Source organism: Pseudomonas sp. SDO5532_S415, assembly GCF_054071155.1.
On the sequence record NZ_JBSVWS010000067.1, the window covers coordinates 1 to 21254 of the forward strand.

A 21254-nucleotide genomic window follows, 5' to 3' on the forward strand; every position below is an offset into this window, starting at 1 on the left:
TCCCACATTGGATCAGCGTACACCGGCCCCTTGTGGGAGCGAGCCTGCTCGCGAAGGGGCTAGTGAGGAAGTTACTCCTCGTCGCTGTCACCCATCCGCCAGTAGCCCACCGCTTTGACGAATTGATCATCAAGGCCATGTTCATCCAGCAACACCCGACGAATCTGCCGCGATACCTTGCTCTCGGTCGCGACCCAGGCATACAGGCTGCCGGTCGGAACCTTGACCTGGCGCACGGTGGTCAGCAAATGATCCTTGCCGCCTTCGCGCAGCACCCAGATCACATTGACCTGGGCAGCGCTCTCCAGCGCTTGTTGTTCCTTGCCGTTCTCCACTTCGACAATCACCAGCGCGCGCCGATTGGCCGCCAGGCCTTCCAGGCGGCGGGCGATGGCGGGCAGGGCGGTTTCGTCGCCGATCAGCAGGTAGCTGTCGAAAATGTCCGGCACGATCATCGAACCCCGTGGCCCGCCGATGTGCAGGAACTGGCCGGGTCTGGCCTGTTCGGCCCAGGTCGAGGCCGGGCCGTCGCCATGGAGCACGAAGTCGATGTCCAGCTCCCGTTTTTCCAGGTCGTAGCGGCGCGGGGTGTAGTCGCGCATGGGCGGCATTGCCCCGTCATTCTTGCCGGCGCCCAGCACCAGGTTCTCCAGCGCGGCAGCCTGTTCGGCGTTCTGCGGGAACAGCAGCTTGACGTGATCATCCGTGCCCAGACTGACGAAGCCCGCAAGCTCCGGCCCACCCAGGGTGATCCGACGCATGCGCGGGGTCAGATCGACTACACGCAGGACTTGCAGGCGACGTCGTTTGATTTCATGCATCACACGGTGAATGGTTTGGGTCGGGTCGATGATCTCGGTCATTCGGCGCTCTCCTTTACAGGCGTCACGGCGGGGCCGTCGACGATGGCTTTGGCGGTGTTGTTGAGCAGGTCGCGTACCCGCAGGATTTCTTCCGGGCTCCAGCGACCGTGGTGCATTTGCAAGGCATGGCGCAGGTTATGCACCGCTTCATGGATCTCCGGCGGGCGGTCATGGCCGCGCAATGAGCGCTTGCTGACTTCGATGCGCATGCGCACGCCATCCAGCGCGATCGCCTGCTCAATCAACGAATGCCGTCCGGCGTCGGTCACGCTGTAGCGTTTTTTCCCGCCCTCTGTATCGCCCAGGATCATTTCGCTTTCTTCCAGAAACGTCAGGGTCGGATAGATCACGCCGGGGCTGGGGCTGTACGCGCCATCGAACATGCCTTCGATCTGTCGGATCAGGTCGTAGCCATGGCAGGGCTGCTCGGCGATCAGCGCCAGCAGCAGTAATTTCAGATCGCCGGGAGCGAATACTCGCGGGCCTCGACCGCCGCGTTCACGGCCGTGGCGTTTCTCGAAGCCGTCGCGGCTGTCGCCGTGCTCGCGGTGGGGGGAATGATGGTCTCTCATTAGCTGCGTTCTCTCGTCGTATTTAGATACAACGTAAGATATATCTTTAGTGCAAGGCAAGGCTTTTGTTGAGAATGAATTACATCTGGCGACGAATGGCGCTCGGCAGGGCGACGAAATTCCTGAATCAGGCAATGCATTCCATTTTTTATTTTTCGACTCGATCGCAAACTTGAAAGTTAAAGCCATCACTCTATTTAATTGGAGCTAATATTCTAAAGAAGGCTCATGTTCCCGTATTCAGTCGTCGAGATTGCTGTATGGTTTTTAACTGAAAACTGTATGTAAGGTAGAACTTACAGCTGCTGTTTTGTTTTTCTATTATTCATTCTTTTTTCTTTCCGCTTGCGAAGTAGTTGAACTACGCGATCGTCGGAAGTTGCCTGCTTACTTTCCAGGTCGAACAGTCGATCATGCCCCGGCGTTGAAAGTCCAAACCAACACAACCTTTGGGTAGGCGTTGTTTGAACTTTCAATGAACCGATCCTTTAAAGAAAACAGGTACTGAACGATGTTCAAGAAAATTGCAATCGCTGCCCCACTGGCTGTTCTGGCTTTGAGCTCCTCCGTGGCATTTGCCGCCGGTGAAGCCCGTCACTCCATCAGCCTGGTCGCCCATGTACCGACCAATGGTTTCTATGTGGTGCCGACTGACGCCGACCTGGTCAACAAGGATCAGGACATGAGCTTCAGCCCGATCACCGGCACCATGAAACCGGTTGTAGGCTTCTTCGACGTGCGCAACACCAACGGTTCGGTTCATGGCTATCTGGAAGGTGTGCCGAAGCTGGTCGGCGGCGCGAGCATCATCGATCTTAAAGTCGAGTTCAACAACAAGGTACTGACCCAGACCCCGCAAATGGTCGTGGGTGAAGCCGAGTCCGATGTGAACTACCGTGCACCGCTGCGCATCACCGCCGCTGGCACCGACTTCACCCCGGGCGATTACACCGGCGCAGTCACCATGATGTTCGACGCTGTTCCTCCTGTCGGCGCCGCGCTCTAACCCGTGAAGTAACAAAAGCCGGCTGACTGACAGCAAATGTCTGTCAGCCGGACTTTTTCCGTTCGCAATCAGAGTCCGTGTTCATGTTCCCGATGACCCCCATCGCGGCTGCGCTTGCGTTGCTGTTTTGTGCTGGCGCAGTAGCGGCTCCCGAACCTGCGGGTACGACGCCGCGCAGTTTGCTCGCGCAGGCCAAAGGCCTGCCAAATGACTTTGAAGAGCACTTTTTTGATGTCCCTCTGGCTGTTCGGGTCGAACTCGACCAACAGCCGTTGGGCGAAGCGATGATCGTGTTGTCCCGCGATGACCGCCTCACCCTGCTCGAATTCACCGACACCAGTGAAAACCGTTTCGGCGCCGCCGAGCGGGAAAAATGGGCGAGCTATCTCAAGCCCGGCGTAGCGCTGGGACCGTGCGCCAGCCAATGCCCGGAACAAATGCTGGCCGTGCACTACAACCTGGAAAACTCCCTGGTCTCCATCCTTACCGAGAACGCCGAACGCGACACCGAAGCCAAGCGTTATTACGAGCAGCCTGAAAACGGCAGCACCGGTCTGATCATGCGTAATCAGCTCAACCTCAACGGTGGCCAGGAACAGGATCTGGGTGGACGCTTCGGCCTCGAGGCCACCAGCAGCCTCGGTAACTGGACCCAGACCTTCAATACGCAACTGGCCCGTCTCGGCGGCCCGGACGACAAGCTCTATCACGCGGTGTACGAGCTGCATACCCAACGCGAACTGCAAGGCAGTTTTCTGCGGCTGGGCTATTTCACCCCCACGTCAGAAGGCCTGACCCGGCAGCCCCGCTCGTTCGGCACCAGCCCCGACACCGCCGTGGGCGTGATGTACGGCAGTTCCGACAGTCTGGCGATCGACTTGCAGAACCCCAGCGTCTATCCGATCTATGTCACCGCCAACCGCCAGGCCTCGGTGGAAATCTATCGCGACGGTTTGCTGATCAACACCCAGTCGGTGCCCGCCGGCTTGCAGACCCTCGATACCCGGCCCTTGCCCGGAGGCATTTATGAAGTGGAAGTGCGCCTGATCGAGGACGGCCAGGTCACCTCGACCACCCAGGAACTGGTCTACAAACCCAATAACTGGCGCAACCCCGACGAGCGCTGGCGCTATAACCTGTTCGCCGGCCAGGAAACCAAACTGCTGAGCAACTGGGACAAACAGGCCAGCGGTGACGCCACGGCAGGTGCTTCGCTCAACTACTTGCTGCACCCACGGGTGATTCTCGGGCTGTCGGCGCGCCAGGTTCGGGAAAAGCTGCAATACGGCACCTCCATCGACTGGACCCTGGCCAACAGCACCAGTATGTACGCCAACTTCTACCAGACCGAAGACCACGGCACCGGACTCGACCTGCAAGGCCTCTATAACTATGGCGCCGGCAGCCTGGTGATCAGTCACAACCGCAGCTGGCTGGACACCACCAACACCTACGACACCCTGCCGGACGGCACGCGCATTCGTCAGCGCAACGTGTTCACCGGGCAGACCAGCAATTCCTCACTGGCGCTGAATCACCGCGTCAGCCGTAACAGTTCGATCAACGCCCGGGTTGCCCACAGTGAAGGTAACGTCGAAGGCGTTGGCGTCGACCTGGGCTGGACCCAGCGCACCACGGTACTGGGCAGTGACGCCAATTGGCGGTTGTCGGTGTTCGACCGGCCCGGTAGCTATAGCAGCGGCGATGCGCGCAACCGTGGCGTGGACCTGAGCCTCAACGTGGCGCTCGGCGGCCCCGGTCAGCAGATCTCCGGCAGCATCGGCACACGGACCGCACGGGACGGCAGCCGCGACAACAACGCCTCGCTGGGTTACCGCAAAACCCTTGAGGATCACGTGCTGCAAAGCGTGGCGGCGACCATGATCACCGACACCTACGGGATCGGCTTGAACGGCCAGGCGTATTTCGGCACCGATAGCGTCAATGGCGATGGTTTCGTTCAGCGCTCGTCCTACAACGGCAATTACACCGGCGGCCTGAACCTCGACAGCACCGTGGCCATCGGCGGGCAACAGATCGTGATGACCAGCCAGCATCAGGGGCGAGGGGCGGGCATGATCGTCGATGTCGAGTCCGACATCGACGGCATCGCCCTGCGCGCCGACGACTTGAGCGGGGGCAGCGCGGCCTTGCGACCGGGTCGCAACTTCATCCCTCTGACCGCCTACAAAAACAGTTCGGTCAGCTTCGACTTCGAAGGCAACGACGTGCCGGCGGCGGCCATCGAACCGCCGCGCACCCGCTATCACATGAACAAGGGCGGCGTGGAGTACAGGAAGGTGCGGGTGATGAAAACCCTGACCGTGCTCGGCCGTCTGCTCGACCCGCAAGGGCGACCGCTCAAGGGGCACCACGTCATCAATCACGCCAGCCGCGGGGTGAGTGAAGTGGACGGGTTCTTCTCCATGGAAATGAACGCGGGTTCACCGACGCTGGAAGTTCGCTACGCCGATCAGCTGCTGTGCCAGTTCCGCCTCGATCCCGAACAGGAACGGGTGGAAAACAACGTGCTGATGATCGGGGATTTGCGTTGCAGCCCGGACACCCTGGCTGACGCGACCATCACTCAGGAGAAGGCAGGTTGATGAAGCATTTATCTTCAACTATTGAACGTACTGTCTCGACCGGGCGGCCACGAAGGCTTGGACAATGGCTTGCGTTGCTGCTGGCGATCACGGCGATGCCGGCGCAGGCGGTCACTCAGGAAATCACGGCGGTGTTCAGGCCTGATCCGGCCAATCCTAGCAACAATAAATTCATCAACACCACCCCGGTCAGTGGTTATTGCGCGGAACACCCCGGTGAATGCCAAGCCCAGGGAATATTCAGCATCAGGCTGCCCATCAACTTTCATTCAGCCTTTCCGATCGTGCCCCATGTTAATGAACGCAAAGGCGCGATGTTCAAGGTGCCGGCAAGCTGGACGCCGATCACTGTCACCAATGCTGAAACCGGGCAAGCGGAAAGGGTCGAGATACGGATTTCCGGTATCGGCACCCAATACGTGCTGAGCGATACCGCGCGGAACCTGACGGGAGCGCCTAGTGTTTTGGAGGGCCACGAATGGTTGTGGCTCGGGCTGAGTTGGATGTACGCGCCACCGCCTTGTCAACACAGCGGGGTAGGGTTTTACGGCGAAAAGACCTACCAATTCTTCTGGAAAACCCCGGTCGAGGGGGTGTGCAGAAAACGAGTGTCGATTACGATTCCGGGCTTCTCCTACCGCACGTTGGACTTTGCCTATGAACTGCGCACGCCCAACCCTTTGGGAATGCCCGGCGGGCGGTATACCGGCGATTTACCGTTCCGCATTGGCCCGGGCGGCGCTTTCGACATGGGCGATGCCATGATTCCGGATGATTCGGCGCTGATTCTCAGTTTCGTACTGGATGTGCAACACATTCTTAAAGTCGATCTCCCTCCGGGTGGCAATCAGATTGCCTTGCAGCCCGAAGGCGGATGGCAGCGATGGCTGAGCTCGGGGCGCGTGCCGGAGCGATTGTTTCGCGACCAGACCTTCCACATATCAGCGAGTTCCAGGTTCAAGATGTATCTGGAGTGCGGCTCCGGTACTGTAAATGCGTGCGGATTATGGAATGAAGGAATCAACTACGGCACGCCATTGAATATCAGCGTGACCCTGCCTAATGGTTTGACCGACACCAACGGACGTCCAGTCAGGCGTCAGGAGCTGTTCCCGACGGAAGCGAGGGCCGTCATTTTTCAACCTGGAGCCTATGTGGAAAACAAGCCTGGAATTCTGCATTTCGAAATCGACAAGGCCAACACCGAGCGAATACTCAAGGCTGATCGTGGAAACAGGTACGCCGGTACGGTCGTGGTTATTTGGGATTCGGAAATCTGATCGGGTCCCCGTTTGAGTCAATGTATTTAAGTTGAGGTTTAGCTGATGAAGCGATTAATTGCACTGTTGGCGGCATGTTTGATTTTTCAAAGTGCGCAAGCCGGTCCGAATATCAATATCGGCGTGGTGTATGACTATTTGGCCGGCGATAAAAGTACCTATTTGAAACGCGTGTACAACAGCGGGGACAGCACGGCATTCGTCAAGATCAATGTGCTGGAAATCATTTACAACGCTGACGGCACCTCTTCCGAAGTGCCGGTCAAAGTGCAAGCCGATGCCAGTGCCCGGGACGGTCTGATGGCCAGCCCGGCCCGTTTGATCATTCCGGCCCAGGGCATGCAGGGCACCCGCTTGCTGTTTATGGGCGAGCGCGACAAGGAGCGTTATTTCCGCGTGCGTTTCGTGCCGGTAGTGCCGGAAAAGGAAGACGAGTTCGCGGTGTCCAGTGAAGAGCGCGAAGACTATAAAAAGACCCTGACCGCGGGCGTCAACGTGATGGCCGGTTTCGGCACGATTTTCTTCGTGCGGCCCAAGGATGCGCGATTCAACAGTGTCATCGACGACCGTGCAGGCCGTTACATCGTGCGCAACAACGGCAACACGGTGGTGGTGATCGATGAGTTCAAAAGTTGTTCAAAGACCGTGGAGACCGACTGCGAGCCGACCACCAAACATCACGTCATGGCGGGCAAGTCGTTTGAATTCGAGAAGAAGGCCGGGCGCGAGTACCGGTTCATCCTGGTGGAGGGCGACACGAAAAAGAACTTGCGCGTTGCCGGTTGAGCGTCAACCCACGCACCTCTCCATCGCTGTTTTCTCTTGCATGTAACAGGTATTGGAAAATGATCAGACAATGGATCGCTCTGACATCGGCCAGTGGACTGGCGTTGATGAGCGCCTGGGCATTCGCCGCGCGCGAAGAAATCGAGTTCTTCGTTTCGGTGGATATTCCCACCCAGGGTTTTTATGTCATCCCCAGTGATCCCAACTGGATCCACCGGGAGCAAGTACTGCCGTGGGACGTGAACACCAGAAAGCTGGGCGGGTTACGCAGGACGTTCGACGTCAAACATGACAGCAGTGCCATTGAGGCGCGCCTGGAAAGTTACCCTCATCTGACCAATGGGAGAGACTCCCGAGAGAACATCAATCTACTGGTCAGTTTCAATGGCAAGGAACTCAGCCATCACCCCGTTCCTCAGCAAGTTGTTTCTGCAGAAGAGGCAAGGGGTGGCGCTCGGGTGATGCTGGAAATCAAGCCCCGGGACGATAGCCGATATTCTCCAGGGGATTACTACGGCAACGTGAATATCATCTTCAACGCCGCGGCCCCGGCGGGGTAACAGGAATGACCATAGCGCAGTAAACAAAGTCTTGAGTGCAAGGATGTGACAATGATTCCAGGGTTTCGGAAATTGAATAAGGTCAGTAAAGGATGCGTCTTCGTTTATGTGTTCGGTGGAATATTCTCTTTGTCAGCGCAGGCGATAACCCAGGAGATCCGCGCCAGTTTTGTTCCTGATCCTGCCAATCCGCAAAACAATAAGTTCATCGATAAGACCCCGCAGAGCGGTTACTGCGCCACTTACGTGAATGATTGCAAGCCCTACAACCTGTCCGGTCTGCGACTTCCCCTGCGCTTTGCGGCCAGCCATGCCATTGAGCCCGGCACCCCCGAGCGCGCCGGGGCTACGCTCAAGGCGCCGGCGCAGTGGCGTAGTTTGAGCGTTTCAAACGTCGTGACGGGCGAAGCGCACACGGTGCAAGTAAGGATCGGCGGCATCGGTTCCCAATATGTCCTGAGTGACACCGCGGTCAATTTGACCGGGGCATCCTCTGATCAGGAAGGGCACACACTGCTGTGGGGCAGCAGCACATGGGGAGCCGCACCCAGACCCTGTCAGAACGCGGCGATGTCGAGCTATGGCCCCGACAGTTTCACGTTCTTCTGGAGGACACCGGTCGAGTCAGCCTGCAGCAAACAGGCCGCGTTTCTGATCCCGTGGATGTCTTACGATTATCTGGACCTGGGCTATGAACTGCGTACTCCCAACCCGCTGGGCATGTCGACGGGAATTTACACCGGCGAGTTGAGGTATGCCGTCGGGCCGGGCGGCGATTTCGACATGGGCGACAACATCCTGCCGGACAATTCCAGCCTGACCTTCAGGTTCGTTCTGGATGTGCAGCACATGCTCAAGGTCGACCTTCCGCCCGGGGGCAATAAAATCGAATTGGTCCCGCAGGGGGGCTGGCAAGCCTGGCTGCAGGAAGGGCGCCGGCCTGCCCGATTGTTCCGGGATCAGACCTTCAACATTTCAACGTCTTCGAAATTCAAGATGTTCTTTCAGTGCGAGCATGGGGGAATCGGTGCCTGCGCGTTGCGCGATACCGACAGCGGTTCGACGTTTCCCCAGGTCTACATGAGCGTCAGCCTGCCCCACGGCATCACCGATAACGTCGGCCAACCGGTCAAGCGCAGGCCTCTGACGGACAGCCCGCAGGGTACGGTATTTCAACCGGGGCATTTCCTGGATCGAGAGCCGGGGACTCTTCATTTCGAAGTTCCGGCGTTCTACCTTGAACAGATGCTCCAGCCCGGCCAGGCGAAGCGCTATGCCGGCAACGTCACCGTGATCTGGGACTCGGAAGTCTGAACTCAATTGAAACCGCCCGGCGGCTGCCGGGCGGTTTGCATCTCAAGTCAGAAGTCTTTTTACACGTCGTACTTTTGCAATAGCGTGCGTGTCAGGCTTCGGCTCAGATCCAGCCTTCGTCCAGCCAGTTCCACGATCTCCCGTGAATAGTCCTCGTCGCTCATGGACATGAGGGCGTGTCGATCCTCCAGACTGTTCAGTTCCCGCTCGTAGAACCGATCGTTGTACTCGAGTGCGGAGGCAAAACTCTCTCGCAGGTACTTTTCCCAGAACGGCTGTTCAAGCATGCCATCGATCAGTCCGTTACCCTTTTCCTGGGTGATGACGGTGATGTAAGCCTCATCGATGGCCTTATCGCTGACATCGGCTATGCCGCGGTACAGCATGTGATCGGACTGCCAGGGCAGTTCGAGACGGGGTGCCAGTGCGGTCTGATATGCCACATAAATCTCGACTTCCTCCGCTCTGCTTGCACGGGAGAGCGAGTCCTTGCGGGCGATTTCGTTGACCCGTTCAAGCCGGGCGGCACCCTTGGCCAGGGTCACCAGCTTGCGTTCGATTTCGGCGGCTGAAGTCGAGTAGTCATAGGCTTGGGTAACCAGTGCCTGCACCCCCATGATATTGAAGACTTCGGCGCTGGCATCGGCGCAACTGGTCGGTTCAGCGGCAAGGTCGAACAACTGCTCGCGCAATTGGCTATCGAGTTCCATGGCATCGATCAGGTCCCAGACGCGACGGGTCAGTTGCTCTCGCGTTGGTCCCCCCGTCCGGTAGTCGGCAGACTCGGTCAGGTTGTCGATGATCTGGAAAAAGCCTCCGGAGTTCGGCTCGTTGATCAGGTTGTCCCAGGCTTCTTCTCGATATGCCCCCAAATCCTCGACGTTATTACCCCACAGCCAGGACTCGTCCGACAACAGCCATTTGGCGCGCGCATTGGCGGCGAGGGGCGCATAGCTGTTCTGTCGTGGCAGGCCCGCCGCTTCACGGTATTTGTACAGGGTCTCACGGTCGGCCAGACGCAGCTGGTCGGGGTTGATCCGCGCGCGAGCGATCAACCACGCTTCTTCCGATTTCACAACGGCGTCGGGGACGGTATCGATTGCGGTGCCACGCAGGTCGAGGAAAAAACCGCGAGGTCGGTGGTTTTTCAACAATCCTTCAGGCCATTCCTTGAGGCCGGTATGGGCCAGGTTGAGGATTGTCAGACGGGGCATGCGATCGACGTTCGGCGCCTGACCCAGCCGCGGGTTGTGATCGAGTTGCAGGGTCTGCAGGCGGGTCAGAGCCCGTATGTGCGTGACCGAAACGTCGTTCAGTGTGATGTCGTTGCCGCTCAGGCGCAGGGTTTCGAGGTTCTTCATTTGAGAGATCGAATCCGGAACATCTTTCAGTGAACAGTTTCGCGCGCTGAACTGGCGAAGCTGCGCAAAATCCTTCAAAAGCGCACGAGGGGCTGGCGGCAGGATCGTATTGTCCAGGTTCAACGTGGTGATCTGTTTCAGATAGGGTGCCATTTCCTCCGGCAGGTCGATCCATCCGTTACGCAGGTTTATCGGCCGGTTTTCGCTGGACAGATCCAGCGTATAACCACCGTCGTGGCGAATGCCCGGTTCGTCGAATGAACGGGGTGTCCGACGGAAGCATTCCATCAGGCGCTCCCTGACAACCCTGATCTCTCGAGGGGGCAGTTGACCCTCGGAGAGATTACCGAAGCTACCCTCCCAGTTGTTGAGCATTCTGCGAAGTGTTTCCAATTCGTTAGCCAGTCTGCTCACAATCTTCAAGCGTTCGCTTTCGGAAGGGGGCAGGGAGTTGATGAAGTTGATGCGCTCCCGTTTACTGAGCGTCGGATAGAGCGCCTGAACGCGGCCCTCGAGAGTCTCGGGAGTCTCGGGAGTCACGAGAGATCTTATCCAATTGATTCCGTGCAACATGTACACCGTTTCTTGCGTGGGCACTGGACGGATCGACGGCTTCAACAGCCAGTCACGGCGTTTCTGCGCCGCTTCGGTCCGTTCGATCAGCCATTTCCTCAATGCCTGCCCCTGACCGGGGACATAACCCGGTTCGCCGCCGGCTTGCTCGGGAATGATCCGCAGCAGCGACTCATACAGATCGAGGGTCCCGAAGAGCAGTCGATGGCTGCCGTCGTGGATGTCATAACGGTCATTTTCGTTGCGTAAAAGAATCCGTACGTTCGCCGCATCCGCAGGGCCGACACTGCAACGCAGCGGACCTTCGAATGTGCCGTCGCGTATGTCGACGCGCAGGTCGTTGTAACCGTCGCTTTGTGCAAACAGTGCATTCAGGGCCAGCCTTTCGGTGTCAGGCGACAGGCGTTCATTGTGGTGCAAACCCTCGCAGGCCCGGACGGCCAGGGTTTCGAACTCGTACTCACGCGTGCGGGTCTTGAGGCTCAGGGGCAGGGGGTGCTGTTGGTCAAGCGCTTCGAGTTCACGTTTGGCGGCCTGTGCAACCAGGCGCTCGGCAATGGCGGTGGGCAGCGCCGGATACTGACTTTGCAAATGTTGAACTCGCGGATCATCGCTGGCCTCACGAAGTCGATAGGTGTACTCCGAGATGTCGGTGCTGCGTCCTTTAACCTGTTCATCCAGTCGATCGCGCAAGGCTTGCAGCTGTTGCGTCTTTGGCACTTTTGCTTCAAGCAGCTGCTCAAGTTGTGCCTCATCCAGAAATGCGATCAGCCGTTCTGGCAGTTGGCCGGCCATCACCTCACCGAGACTGATCGTCAGCGTATGTTCCGGATTCGCATCCGCATGGCCATAGATGCGGACCGGGCCACGCAGGTCGGAGTGTTGGTACACCCTCAACGCACAGTCGGACGGCCAACCGGGCAATTCGGTGACCAGCTGTTCGAACCAGTAGGACGACGGGTCCAGAGGTCTGCCCATGCGAATGTCGGCGCTGGCGGCCTGGACGTCATTGAATGCCCGCTGGCGTTTGAGGGTGTCGTCCAGTAGCAATGGCGGCTCGGTGTTCCTGATATGCATGTAGCGCAGCGAATCTTCGTCCGTGCCGCTGATCTGGCGGATGACTTCGAGTTGTTCCGCACTGAGGCCGTCGGTGGCATGGCCGATCCGGCGCATCAGGGTCGCACTGTCCCATTCTTGCGGATTTTCTCCTTCATGGACCCAGGCGCCACGGCCGTTATGTTTGAGTTTCGGCGCATAGGCGTCAGTTCGGGTGGGGTGCTGGATTCGGTGTTGGCCCAGCTCCGGATCGTGGCGGATTTCGTAATGTTGTCCGTCGAGCGGCAGTATTTTTTTACCCGCATGCTCATGCAGCCCCAACGCATCGGGTGTCGAATGGTCAGGCAATTGCAGGTGTTTTTGCGCATAAGGCGCGAGGTCGGGGTGCCACAGCGTCGGTTTGCCATCGGGCAGCGTGACGGGCTTGAGGCCTTCGACAAACGGAGAGAGCTTGAGACGAAACTCGTTGCCAATGGCAGCACCCGCACCAAACGCAGCCAGCTGGATAACGTCGGTCACAACACCCACCACATGTTCAGCCAGTTCGGTCCATTGCCCCTCGGCCAGGTCCACGATGCCTTCGACCACTTCGGTGGTCAGTTGATAAGCGGTGTAGGCCAGCATCAACTCACCCAATCCCGGCACGAAGGGGGTGAGCACCAACAGGGCCGCATTGAAAATGTCCGAGAGCATTTTCTTGAAGTTGTCCCACCAGGCCCAGCGTTCGTCGTCGTCAGCCTTGGCGGTCGACACGGCGATTTCCCGCGCGTCGTTGATGATCTTGTTGACTTTGCTTTGGTACAGATGCTGCCAGAGGTCTTTGTCGATGGGCGACACCCGGAATTCCAGGTTCGGCTTGTCCACGGGGGTTGCCCGCCATGAGGGGCCGGGATCGAGATGATCCTTTTCATGCCATTGCACCACGCTCAGGCGCCGTTCCAGATCGGCGAAAAAATGCCCGCGTTGTTGCTGATCGATGAACTGGCTGAAGAACTGCCGATAGGTGCTTCGGGACGACGGGAGGGTTTTGTTCTCCCGCAGTTGCCGCGTCAGTTCCTTAACAAACTCAAGCCCCGAGGCATATTCTTTCAGCGGATGCTCGGGGTCGTGAGGTACATAGGCAATGAGCCTGTCGGTGCCTTGGCTTTGTTCCTTGACGGCGGCGAACAGCACGATACCGGTCAGAGAGGCATCCAACAGCGAGAGTTCGGAGCACTGCATGACCTTGCCGCCGAGTGTGAGGCCCGTTTGCCCGTCGATCATTCCACGTACGACCTCGAAGGCGTTGATGCTGATGTCCTTTTTCATCAGGGCCATGTGCGCGGCGGCGTTCAGTGCGGCTTTCTGGCTGCTGGTTACTTTTTGTTCGAGCGCGGCTTGCAAAACCGCTTCATGAGACAGCAAGTATTTCTGCAGGTATTGGCTGTATCGAGTCCCGATGTCCAACTCCCTGCACAGTTGTTTGAATTGATCGATCGACATCCTGGTCTTGAGGGGTTTGACATCGAAGTGCCCGTTTGCATCGGGCTTGCTGATGTAATCCGAATCGGCGGTAAAGGTTTCGGACGCTGCAAAATTGTGCAGTGCCGCATCCAGCAAGGACACCGTTCGACTGGAATAGCCCGGTTGTATGTCAATGACATACCAAGGCGTTTTTTTCGGGAAGTAAAGACGCAAGTAAGTGGACCGTACATCCACGTCGATTTTATGTGTTTCTTTAAGCCTGGCTTTTAGTAAGGGTTCAGCGAAAGCATAAATATCCAGTACCTTTCCGAACGTCTGATCTGCCTGGTTTTGTGCTTCCCAGGCTTGCAGGTTGGCGGTTTTCAGTGAGTCGTGGCCGGCGGCGCCATACCAGTTCTGGACTGCCAGAGGTGTTGTATTCAGTACTCGCGCACGATCCGGGGAAGCTTTTTTGAATTGAGGGCTGATGGCGCTTTTGATGCGTTCGTAATGACGTCCTTTATTTGTTTCCGCAACAGAAGGGATTATGGGGTTCAAGTTTGGCATCGTTATTTATCTGGCGTAGTTGAAAGATAAATAGCGTATCGCCCGGGGCTTAAATAAAAAGCCGGAATTGTTCGTGGGTTATTTCATGTTTATTAGGCGGGGTGTTTTTGATTTTGAATATAAGCGATAAATAATTATGGCCCACAAACGGCCAGATAACGCTATGGCGCTGCCCTGTCGGGCAGCACCCTCAGCGTCGCACCATTTCAATCGGCAGGCACTGCGTATGAGTACCCGGTTGCAAGTAGGGGTTGAGAATCGGTGCCATGCCCTTGAGCACTTGCACGGGCAGTGCGGAAGTGAAGGTGAAACTCTCGGCGCTGCGCCCTGGTACGAAGGCGGTGAGGGTGCCGAAGTGGGTATCGCCGATGTAGAACACGAAAGTTGCCGTGCGGTTGATCGACTTCGAACTCAGAATGCGCCCGCCGGAACCGATCGCTTCGATGCGGTTATCGCCGGTGCCGGTCTTGCCGCCCATGGCCAGGGTTTTGCCATCTGGCGTAATGAAAGTCCCGGCCACCCGCCTGGCGGTACCGGCATCCACCACCTGGGAAAGGGCCTCGCGCAAGGCCGTGGCGACCTCGGACGGCATCACCCGTTTGCCCACATCCGGGTCATTGATCAGCTTGGTTTCATACGGCGTGTTCGCCGCGAAGTGCAGGCTGTCGATACGCAGCGTCGGCATGCGCACGCCGTCGTTGAGAATGGTGCCGATCAATTCGGCCAGGGCGGCGGGACGGTCGCCTGAGCTGCCGATGGCGGTGGCCAGCGATGGCACCAGATGGTCGAACGGGTAGCCGACTTTCTGCCAGCGCTGATGAATGTCGAGGAACGCCTCGATCTCCAGCATGGTGCGGATACGGTTGTCGCGGGCGCCCTTGTGCCGGCTCTTGAACAGCCAGCTGTAGACTTCCTGGCGCTCGAACTGGCTGGCCTTGACGATGTCCTTGAACGTGGCATCGGGGTGATTGAGCAGGTAGCCCATCATCCACAGGTCCAGCGGGTGCACCTTGGCGATGAAGCCCTGGTCCGGCAGGTCGTAGGTGCCGGGGCCGTAGGCCAGATAGAGTCGTTCAAGGCGTTCGTCGGTGAGTTTTTCGGTGAGCTTGGTCCCCGTGAGGTGCGAGCGCACGAAGGTGTTGAAGCTTTGCTGACTGGCTTGGGGCAGCAAGTAACGGTGCACGGCGGCCATGCGGATCGGCGTCGGGCGCATGCCATCGAGGAAGGTTTCGAGTCGCGCCTGGGTGTCCTTGTTTTTGTACTTCTTCCAGAATTTCAGCAGGAACGACGTACCCTCGCGGTCGGCGAAGGAGGCCAGGTATTCCTGACGCCGTGGATCGCGATCGTCCTTGAGCAGTTCGGCGCTGCTGTTGGGGCCTGAATAAGTGGTGTAGCGCACCAGGTCACGCATCAGGCGAATGAACGGCAGGTTGATCGACTCCCGAATGGCATCGCGCAGGGTCGGCAAGCGGCCGTTGTCTTCCTTGCGGAAGTTATTGAACGTGTGCAGACCACCGCCGGTGAAAAACGCTTCGCCGGGGCTGGCCGAGTATTTGCGGTCCAGTGCGGCGCTGAGCAGGGGCGGCAGGCTGCGGTCTTTGTTCTGGATCAGATAATCGACAACCCAGCGGCTCAGGCGATCCTGCTCCGGCACCTCGACTTTCTTCAATTCCGGAACGGTCATGCCGGCATATTTGTCGTGTATTTCGGCAATGATTTGCAGGTAGGTGGTGAGCACGCGCATTTTCGCCGTGGAGCCCAATTCCAGTTTGCTGCCTTCATTGATGTCGAACGGCTGATCGGTGCTGTCGGTCTGCACCCGAACCCGCGAGCCGTCCGGGGTCAGCTCGAAGAGGGTGAAGCTGTAACGCACCTGGGTGGTGCTGGTGGGGGTCAGCAAGCGTTCGCCCATCAGGCCGATCTCTGTTGCAAAGGCCGGATCGGCCAGGCGCTTGAGGTAGGCGGTGGCCTGGGTTTGCAGGTCACCCTGCAGGGTGCTGGTGGCCGAGAGATCGAGGCGGTCGAGGTCGTACAGCGGACGGTTGAGCAACCCGGCCAGGCGACTGCGTGCCACGCTGATGCCCTTGTTGGTTTCGATCGGTTGAATGGTCGGCTGGGTCAACCAGTCGCGATACGTAACCTTGCTGGCCAGTGCCGCATCGGCGAAAGGCTTATCGATCACGCCGTTCTGCGCCAGCAGGCGAATATGGCTGTCGGTAAGACTGGCCAGTTCGTCGCGGCCCTTGGTCAGGTAATGGGATGGGCGGCGCTGGGCGATCATCAATGACAACATTTCGCGCAGGGCCAGACCTTTTTCCGCCAGGCTCTGTGGATCCGTCGCGTTGCTGGCCAGGCGTTCATTGGCCTGGTTGAAGTCGGCGCCGTACCAGACGCGCAAACCCTCGGCCATGCCGTGCACTTCGCCGTGACCCGGCACCGCCGACAGAGGCACGCTGTTGAGGTAATCGCGCACCACATTCTGCCGGGCCTTTAGCGTTTCCGGCCCATCCTGATAGGCGCGCACGCTGGCGGAAATCATCTGGCGGATTTTCTCCCCGCCCGACGCTGTCAAGCCATCGGGCGAGTGCCGGTACTTCTCAAGCTGCGTCGCCAGGGTGCTGCCGCCTGCCGATTGGCCGGGCAGGTGCAACATCTTGGCAACCTGGGTATAGGCCGCCATGCCGAACCGCGGCCAGTCCACGGCCGGGTTGGCCAGGGGCTGGCGCGGGTCGAGCAGGAAGCGGTTTTCGATGAACAGCAAGCTGTTGACCACCACCGGCGGGATCGACTCAAAGCTGGAATAAAGCTGTTGCGGGTAGTTGAACTGGTACAGCGGCGCCGCCTTGCAATCGGTGATCGACAACCCGGCCTGGATCTTTTCCGCATAGGGCACGAACAAGCCCTTGTCGGTGTAGTTCATCAGCGCCGGGGAAAAGCGGGTCTGGGCGGAAATCACGTAATCACGCTTGAGCAAGCGCGGCAGGAACTCGCCCAGGGAGCTGTAGCCCAGGCGCAGATCGAACGGCCCGGCGCCCGGGTAGTGAATCGCATCGCTGGGACCGGGTTTGAGCTCATAACTCAGGGTCTTGGCAAACTTGCTGACCTCCCGGGCCTGAAATCGGGAGGTGCGCATCTCCTTGGACGCCGCCAGACCCACGACGACCGCAATAATCAGCAGCAACAACCAGAAAGCCTTCCAGCCGTGTCGGCTACGGCGGGGTTTTTCAGGTAAAGGCGCTTCTTCATCCACTCGTTCAGTCGGGACCACAGTTTTACTCGAATCGGTTTGCCATAAAGCGCCCATAGTCGACTGATCCATTCACGCAGATTGATCGGACTTGTCTGAAGCTTAGTCGGTGGTTGGCGATGGTGAAAAAATTGTGAAGGCCCAATCATCGTGGATCCACTTTGTTCGGTGGCTGGCAGGATGGAGGGAGAGGCGGCGGGCTTCCTGTATAGGTGGATTCATCTGTGGCGAGGGGATATCCCCGTTCGGCTGCGCAGCAGTCGTAAATCAGAAAAAACCAATCTATCTGGATGGACGCAGGGGGCTGCTTCGCGACCCAACGGGGATGAATCCCCTCGCCACAGATAAATTCCCTCGCCACAGGAATCTCGACGGCCAAAAAAGTGGTGTTTGACATTAGAGCCAACAGGCATCCCAAAGCGGGTAGTCACCGATTTTCTCTACAAGGCCTGCGCGCAACGGGTTGGCGATGATGTAACGAGCGAACGGCAGGAGGTCTTCCCCATCGCGAATAGCCCGGTCGTGATAGCCGGTTTGCCAGAATGTGCCTTCACGGTTCAGCTTTCGGTTGATGATTAGTGTGCTGCGAGATTTGGTGGACTGCATGAGTTGCGCCAAAGTGCACTGTTCCAGTTGTACGAGCCAATGAAAGTGGTCAGGCATGATCACCCAGGCAATCGAGTTGACCCAGCCTTGCTCGTGGGCATGCTTGAATTCTGCAACCAGCAAACGTCCCACCTTCCAGTCGTTGAAGATTGGTTGTCTTTGATGCACGACGGCAGTGATGAGATAGGGCCGACCTGTTTCCGAGTAACGTCCATGGCGCAGTAAGTGGGATTTTGGTTGTGGATGCATTCCTTGCTTCCTTTTGCGGTTGGTTCCCTTTGACCCTAGGCAAGCGATTGCCTACACGTAGCTGTAATTTTTGAGTGAAAAATCCGAGAACCATGAAGGATCCCGGGACTGAGACTTTTTGTGCTGCTGAAGCTTGTGGCGAGGGAGGCTGGAAGGCTTGTAGTAGACGCTTCGGCGAGGAATGACGCTGCACCAACACCGTGCAATACTCGGCGCCGCTTTAAATAGCGAAAAATCCTACAAAATCCAGTCAATCTATCTCCAAAAATCCCTGTTTTATCGAGAAGTACGCCTGAATTTTGTGGTTTATAGAGTGAAAACATCTATCGCCAGCTTTTTATACTGCACACCCCGCTGATCTCGCAGGTTCCCTCCTGTCAGACGGTTCCGCCCACAAAGCAGGACCGGTTACGGGAAGCCATGGCTTATCAGCCAGCGCTTCAACACTCGGTGGTCATATCCAATAACAAGACGAGGTTGTACCCCTATGCCAACAGGCAATCACTTGCCCCATGGCGAGACCGCTCAGGGCGGCCCGCTCAAACGCGAACTCGGTGAACGGCATATCCGCCTGATGGCGCTCGGTGCCTGTATCGGTGTCGGTCTGTTTCTCGGTTCGGCCAAGGCCATTGAAATGGCTGGCCCGGCCATCATGCTCTCCTACATCATCGGTGGTCTGGCGATCCTGGTGATCATGCGCGCCCTCGGCGAGATGGCCGTGCACAACCCGGTTGCCGGATCGTTCAGCCGTTATGCCCAGGACTATCTCGGCCCGCTGGCGGGTTTCCTGACGGGTTGGAATTACTGGTTTTTGTGGCTGGTGACCTGTGTCGCGGAGATCACTGCCGTGGCGGTGTACATGGGCGTCTGGTTCCCCGATGTACCGCGCTGGATCTGGGCGCTCGCCGCGTTGGTCAGCATGGGCTCGATCAACCTGATCGCGGTCAAGGCGTTCGGTGAGTTCGAATTCTGGTTCGCCCTGATCAAGATCGTCACCATTATTGCCATGGTGTTGGGCGGTATCGGCATCATTGCCTTTGGTTTCGGCAACGACGGTGTGGCGTTGGGGATTTCCAACCTCTGGTCCCACGGCGGCTTCATGCCCAACGGCGTGCAAGGCGTGTTGATGTCCCTGCAAATGGTCATGTTCGCCTACCTCGGTGTCGAGATGATCGGCCTGACCGCCGGTGAAGCGAAGAACCCGCAGAAGACCATTCCCAATGCGATCGGCTCGGTGTTCTGGCGGATTCTTCTGTTTTACGTCGGTGCGTTGTTCGTCATCCTGTCGATCTACCCGTGGAACGAAATCGGCACCCAGGGCAGTCCGTTTGTGATGACCTTCGAGCGCCTTGGCATCAAGACCGCCGCCGGCATTATCAATTTCGTGGTGATCACCGCGGCGCTGTCGTCGTGCAACGGTGGCATCTTCAGCACCGGGCGCATGCTCTACAGCCTGGCGCAGAATGGCCAGGCCCCGGCAGGCTTCGCCAAAACCTCGAGCAACGGCGTGCCGCGTCGCGCGTTGCTGCTGTCGATCGGCGCCTTGTTGTTGGGCGTGTTGCTCAACTATCTGGTGCCTGAGAAAGTCTTCGTCTGGGTGACGGCGATTGCCACCTTCGGGGCGATCTGGACCTGGGTGATGATCCTGCTGGCCCAGCTCAAGTTCCGCAAAGGTTTGACTGCCAGTGAGCGCGCCGGCCTGAAATACCGCATGTGGTTGTACCCGCTCAGCTCGTATCTGGCGTTGGCGTTTCTGGTGCTGGTGGTTGGCCTGATGGCGTACTTCCCGGATACCCGTGTGGCACTGTATGTCGGCCCGGCATTCCTGGTGCTGCTGACGGTGTTGTTCTATGTGTTCAAGCTGCAGCCGACCAATGCATCGCAGGGTGCGGTGCGTTCGGCTTCGTAGGTTGAAAGAGCTGTTGTGGCGAGCGAGCTTGCTCGCCACAAAGGTTTGTAAATTTTACTGCTATCAAGCGGGCGCGCTTTGCAAGGGTCGATTCAACCGCTTGTTGAACTCCAGCCACGCCCCCAGCAACGCCATCAACCCGGCGCCTACCAACGCAGTAAAGATCTGCATGGCAAACGCGTCGTCGGTCAGGGCGTTGAGCATGTCCGCCAGCGGCGCGAGCAATACGCCCAGGCAGAAGATCTCCAGCGAAAAACGTCCCATGCGGCAGCTTTGCTGTGCCAGCCAGTTTTGTGTCCAGCCGGTATCAGGCAGCAGTTTCGCCGTGACGTAGGCCAGCGCCAGGAAGTGCAGCAGGCGCACGGGCGACAGGTTGGTCTTGCTGATCGGGTACAGCAGATTGCTCAGGCTGGCCGGCATCAGCGCGTCGTGAATCTGCGGCCAGCGCCACGCAACGGTCAACACCCCGGCAACGACGACGTACACCGCCGCGGTCATGAAAAATGGCTGGCGCAGTAACGATCGAGTGTCAGGCAGGCGTGGGCGCTGGGCATGAATCGCGGCGGCACCGCCCAACACAAACAGCAGCTGCCAGGCGACCGGGTTGAAGTACCACACGCCATCCTTGATCGCAGCCAGGTTCCAGCCGAACAGCGGCACCATCAGGTACACCGCCAGCGACATGGCCACCACCACCCAAGGCTTGCGCACCAGCATCGGCAACGCCAGTGGCAACCCGGCCAGCAGCACGATGTACAGCGGCAACGGGTCCATCAGGTTCGGCTTGAAGCGCAGCAAGAGTTCATCGATCAACGCCTGCTGAGGGTCGCTGATGAAGTGGTGCATGCCCATTTCCTCTACCAGGTCGCGGGTTTCCACATGGCTGTTGGCGAAGAACACGATGCCCATCAGCATCGCCAGCAGGAAGATGTGCACCACATAGAGCACCCAGGCACGCCGCAGGATTTTCACACAGGCGATCAGAAAGCCTTCCCGGGCCAGTACTTTGCCGTAGGCCAGCACGGCGGCATAGCCGGCCAGGAACACGAAGACTTCGGCGGCATCGCTGAAGCCGAAGTTGCGCAGGGTGATCTGGCCCAAAGGGTTGTGGGGCACGTGATCCCAGAAAATGAAGATCAGTGCCAGGCCGCGAAAAAAATCGATCCGGTGATCGCGCGCTATCGTCATGACGGCAAGCTCGTAAACAGGTGTTGAACAAAGGAGTAGCCGATGGCGCAAAAGGTTGCCCGCCGCAC

Annotated in this window: 13 protein-coding genes; 7 read left to right on the forward strand and 6 right to left on the reverse strand. The window is 58.3% G+C overall.

Annotated elements, in window-relative coordinates; all coding sequences use genetic code 11:
- Positions 1-71 precede the first annotated feature (71 nt).
- Together ACW9HW_RS16135 and ACW9HW_RS16140 are read right to left on the reverse strand one after the other, a co-directional pair.
- Complete coding sequence (locus tag ACW9HW_RS16135) at positions 72-863, reverse strand: siderophore-interacting protein (RefSeq protein ID WP_095193718.1); 792 nt, start codon at positions 861-863, stop codon at positions 72-74.
- The gene (locus ACW9HW_RS16140) at positions 860-1435 is read right to left on the reverse strand and encodes a PadR family transcriptional regulator (protein ID WP_457400760.1); all 576 of its coding nucleotides are present in this window, start codon (positions 1433-1435) and stop codon (positions 860-862) included. The genes ACW9HW_RS16135 and ACW9HW_RS16140 overlap by 4 nt, the downstream gene beginning before the upstream one ends.
- A gap of 511 nt (positions 1436-1946) precedes the next feature.
- Between ACW9HW_RS16140 and ACW9HW_RS16145 the strand changes: the two genes are divergently transcribed.
- The 6 genes from ACW9HW_RS16145 (at position 1947) to ACW9HW_RS16170 (ending at position 8987) form a co-directional block, all read left to right on the forward strand.
- Positions 1947-2441 (forward strand): CS1 type fimbrial major subunit, encoded by a 495-nt coding sequence (locus tag ACW9HW_RS16145; protein ID WP_457400762.1) that lies wholly within the window; start codon positions 1947-1949, stop codon positions 2439-2441.
- Between the two features lie 83 nt (positions 2442-2524).
- The gene (locus tag ACW9HW_RS16150; RefSeq protein ID WP_457400764.1) at positions 2525-5047 is read left to right on the forward strand and encodes a TcfC E-set like domain-containing protein; all 2523 of its coding nucleotides are present in this window, start codon (positions 2525-2527) and stop codon (positions 5045-5047) included.
- Positions 5047-6327 carry a hypothetical protein gene (locus ACW9HW_RS16155; protein WP_457400765.1) on the forward strand — a complete coding sequence of 427 codons (1281 nt, stop codon included), beginning with the start codon at positions 5047-5049 and terminating at the stop codon, positions 6325-6327. The genes ACW9HW_RS16150 and ACW9HW_RS16155 overlap by 1 nt, the downstream gene beginning before the upstream one ends.
- A 45-nt stretch (positions 6328-6372) precedes the next feature.
- Positions 6373-7113: a molecular chaperone gene (locus tag ACW9HW_RS16160; protein WP_457400767.1), complete on the forward strand. Its 741-nt coding sequence runs from the start codon at positions 6373-6375 to the stop codon at positions 7111-7113.
- 59 nt (positions 7114-7172) lie between these two features.
- Complete coding sequence (locus ACW9HW_RS16165; protein ID WP_457400768.1) at positions 7173-7673, forward strand: CS1 type fimbrial major subunit; 501 nt, start codon at positions 7173-7175, stop codon at positions 7671-7673.
- Between the two features lie 51 nt (positions 7674-7724).
- The gene (locus ACW9HW_RS16170; RefSeq protein WP_457400770.1) at positions 7725-8987 is read left to right on the forward strand and encodes a hypothetical protein; all 1263 of its coding nucleotides are present in this window, start codon (positions 7725-7727) and stop codon (positions 8985-8987) included.
- 59 nt (positions 8988-9046) lie between these two features.
- On the opposite strand, the gene ACW9HW_RS16175 is transcribed toward ACW9HW_RS16170, so the two are convergent.
- The 3 genes from ACW9HW_RS16175 to ACW9HW_RS16185 form a co-directional block, all read right to left on the reverse strand.
- A complete protein-coding gene (locus ACW9HW_RS16175) occupies positions 9047-13987 on the reverse strand; it encodes an NEL-type E3 ubiquitin ligase domain-containing protein (RefSeq protein WP_457400772.1) in 4941 nt (1646 codons plus the stop codon).
- A gap of 190 nt (positions 13988-14177) precedes the next feature.
- Positions 14178-17291 carry a transglycosylase domain-containing protein gene (locus ACW9HW_RS16180; protein WP_457400774.1) on the reverse strand — a complete coding sequence of 1038 codons (3114 nt, stop codon included), beginning with the start codon at positions 17289-17291 and terminating at the stop codon, positions 14178-14180.
- A 339-nt stretch (positions 17292-17630) separates the two neighbouring features.
- On the reverse strand, positions 17631-18089 hold the full coding sequence (locus ACW9HW_RS16185; RefSeq protein WP_457400776.1) for an REP-associated tyrosine transposase: 459 nt from the start codon (positions 18087-18089) through the stop codon (positions 17631-17633).
- 487 nt (positions 18090-18576) lie between these two features.
- Between ACW9HW_RS16185 and ACW9HW_RS16190 the strand changes: the two genes are divergently transcribed.
- A complete protein-coding gene (locus tag ACW9HW_RS16190) occupies positions 18577-19998 on the forward strand; it encodes an amino acid permease (protein WP_457400777.1) in 1422 nt (473 codons plus the stop codon).
- A gap of 63 nt (positions 19999-20061) precedes the next feature.
- Here ACW9HW_RS16190 and ACW9HW_RS16195 read toward each other — a convergent pair whose 3' ends face one another.
- Positions 20062-21186, reverse strand: coding sequence for an OpgC family protein (locus tag ACW9HW_RS16195; protein ID WP_457400779.1), 1125 nt, complete (start codon positions 21184-21186; stop codon positions 20062-20064).
- Between the last annotated feature and the right edge of the window lie 68 nt (positions 21187-21254).

Excerpts from the sequence above, each read along its gene's own strand:
- ACW9HW_RS16170 (WP_457400770.1), top strand. The coding sequence starts at position 7,725 with ATGATTCCAGGGTTTCGGAAATTGAATAAGGTCAGTAAAGGATGCGTC.
- ACW9HW_RS16180 (WP_457400774.1), bottom strand. The coding sequence starts at position 17,291 with ATGGGCGCTTTATGGCAAACCGATTCGAGTAAAACTGTGGTCCCGACT.
- ACW9HW_RS16195 (WP_457400779.1), bottom strand. The coding sequence starts at position 21,186 with ATGACGATAGCGCGCGATCACCGGATCGATTTTTTTCGCGGCCTGGCA.
- ACW9HW_RS16185 (WP_457400776.1), bottom strand. The coding sequence starts at position 18,089 with ATGCATCCACAACCAAAATCCCACTTACTGCGCCATGGACGTTACTCG.
- ACW9HW_RS16135 (WP_095193718.1), bottom strand. The coding sequence starts at position 863 with ATGACCGAGATCATCGACCCGACCCAAACCATTCACCGTGTGATGCAT.
- ACW9HW_RS16175 (WP_457400772.1), bottom strand. The coding sequence starts at position 13,987 with ATGCCAAACTTGAACCCCATAATCCCTTCTGTTGCGGAAACAAATAAA.
- ACW9HW_RS16165 (WP_457400768.1), top strand. The coding sequence starts at position 7,173 with ATGATCAGACAATGGATCGCTCTGACATCGGCCAGTGGACTGGCGTTG.
- ACW9HW_RS16140 (WP_457400760.1), bottom strand. The coding sequence starts at position 1,435 with ATGAGAGACCATCATTCCCCCCACCGCGAGCACGGCGACAGCCGCGAC.
- ACW9HW_RS16150 (WP_457400764.1), top strand. The coding sequence starts at position 2,525 with ATGTTCCCGATGACCCCCATCGCGGCTGCGCTTGCGTTGCTGTTTTGT.
- ACW9HW_RS16155 (WP_457400765.1), top strand. The coding sequence starts at position 5,047 with ATGAAGCATTTATCTTCAACTATTGAACGTACTGTCTCGACCGGGCGG.
- ACW9HW_RS16160 (WP_457400767.1), top strand. The coding sequence starts at position 6,373 with ATGAAGCGATTAATTGCACTGTTGGCGGCATGTTTGATTTTTCAAAGT.
- ACW9HW_RS16145 (WP_457400762.1), top strand. The coding sequence starts at position 1,947 with ATGTTCAAGAAAATTGCAATCGCTGCCCCACTGGCTGTTCTGGCTTTG.
- ACW9HW_RS16190 (WP_457400777.1), top strand. The coding sequence starts at position 18,577 with ATGCCAACAGGCAATCACTTGCCCCATGGCGAGACCGCTCAGGGCGGC.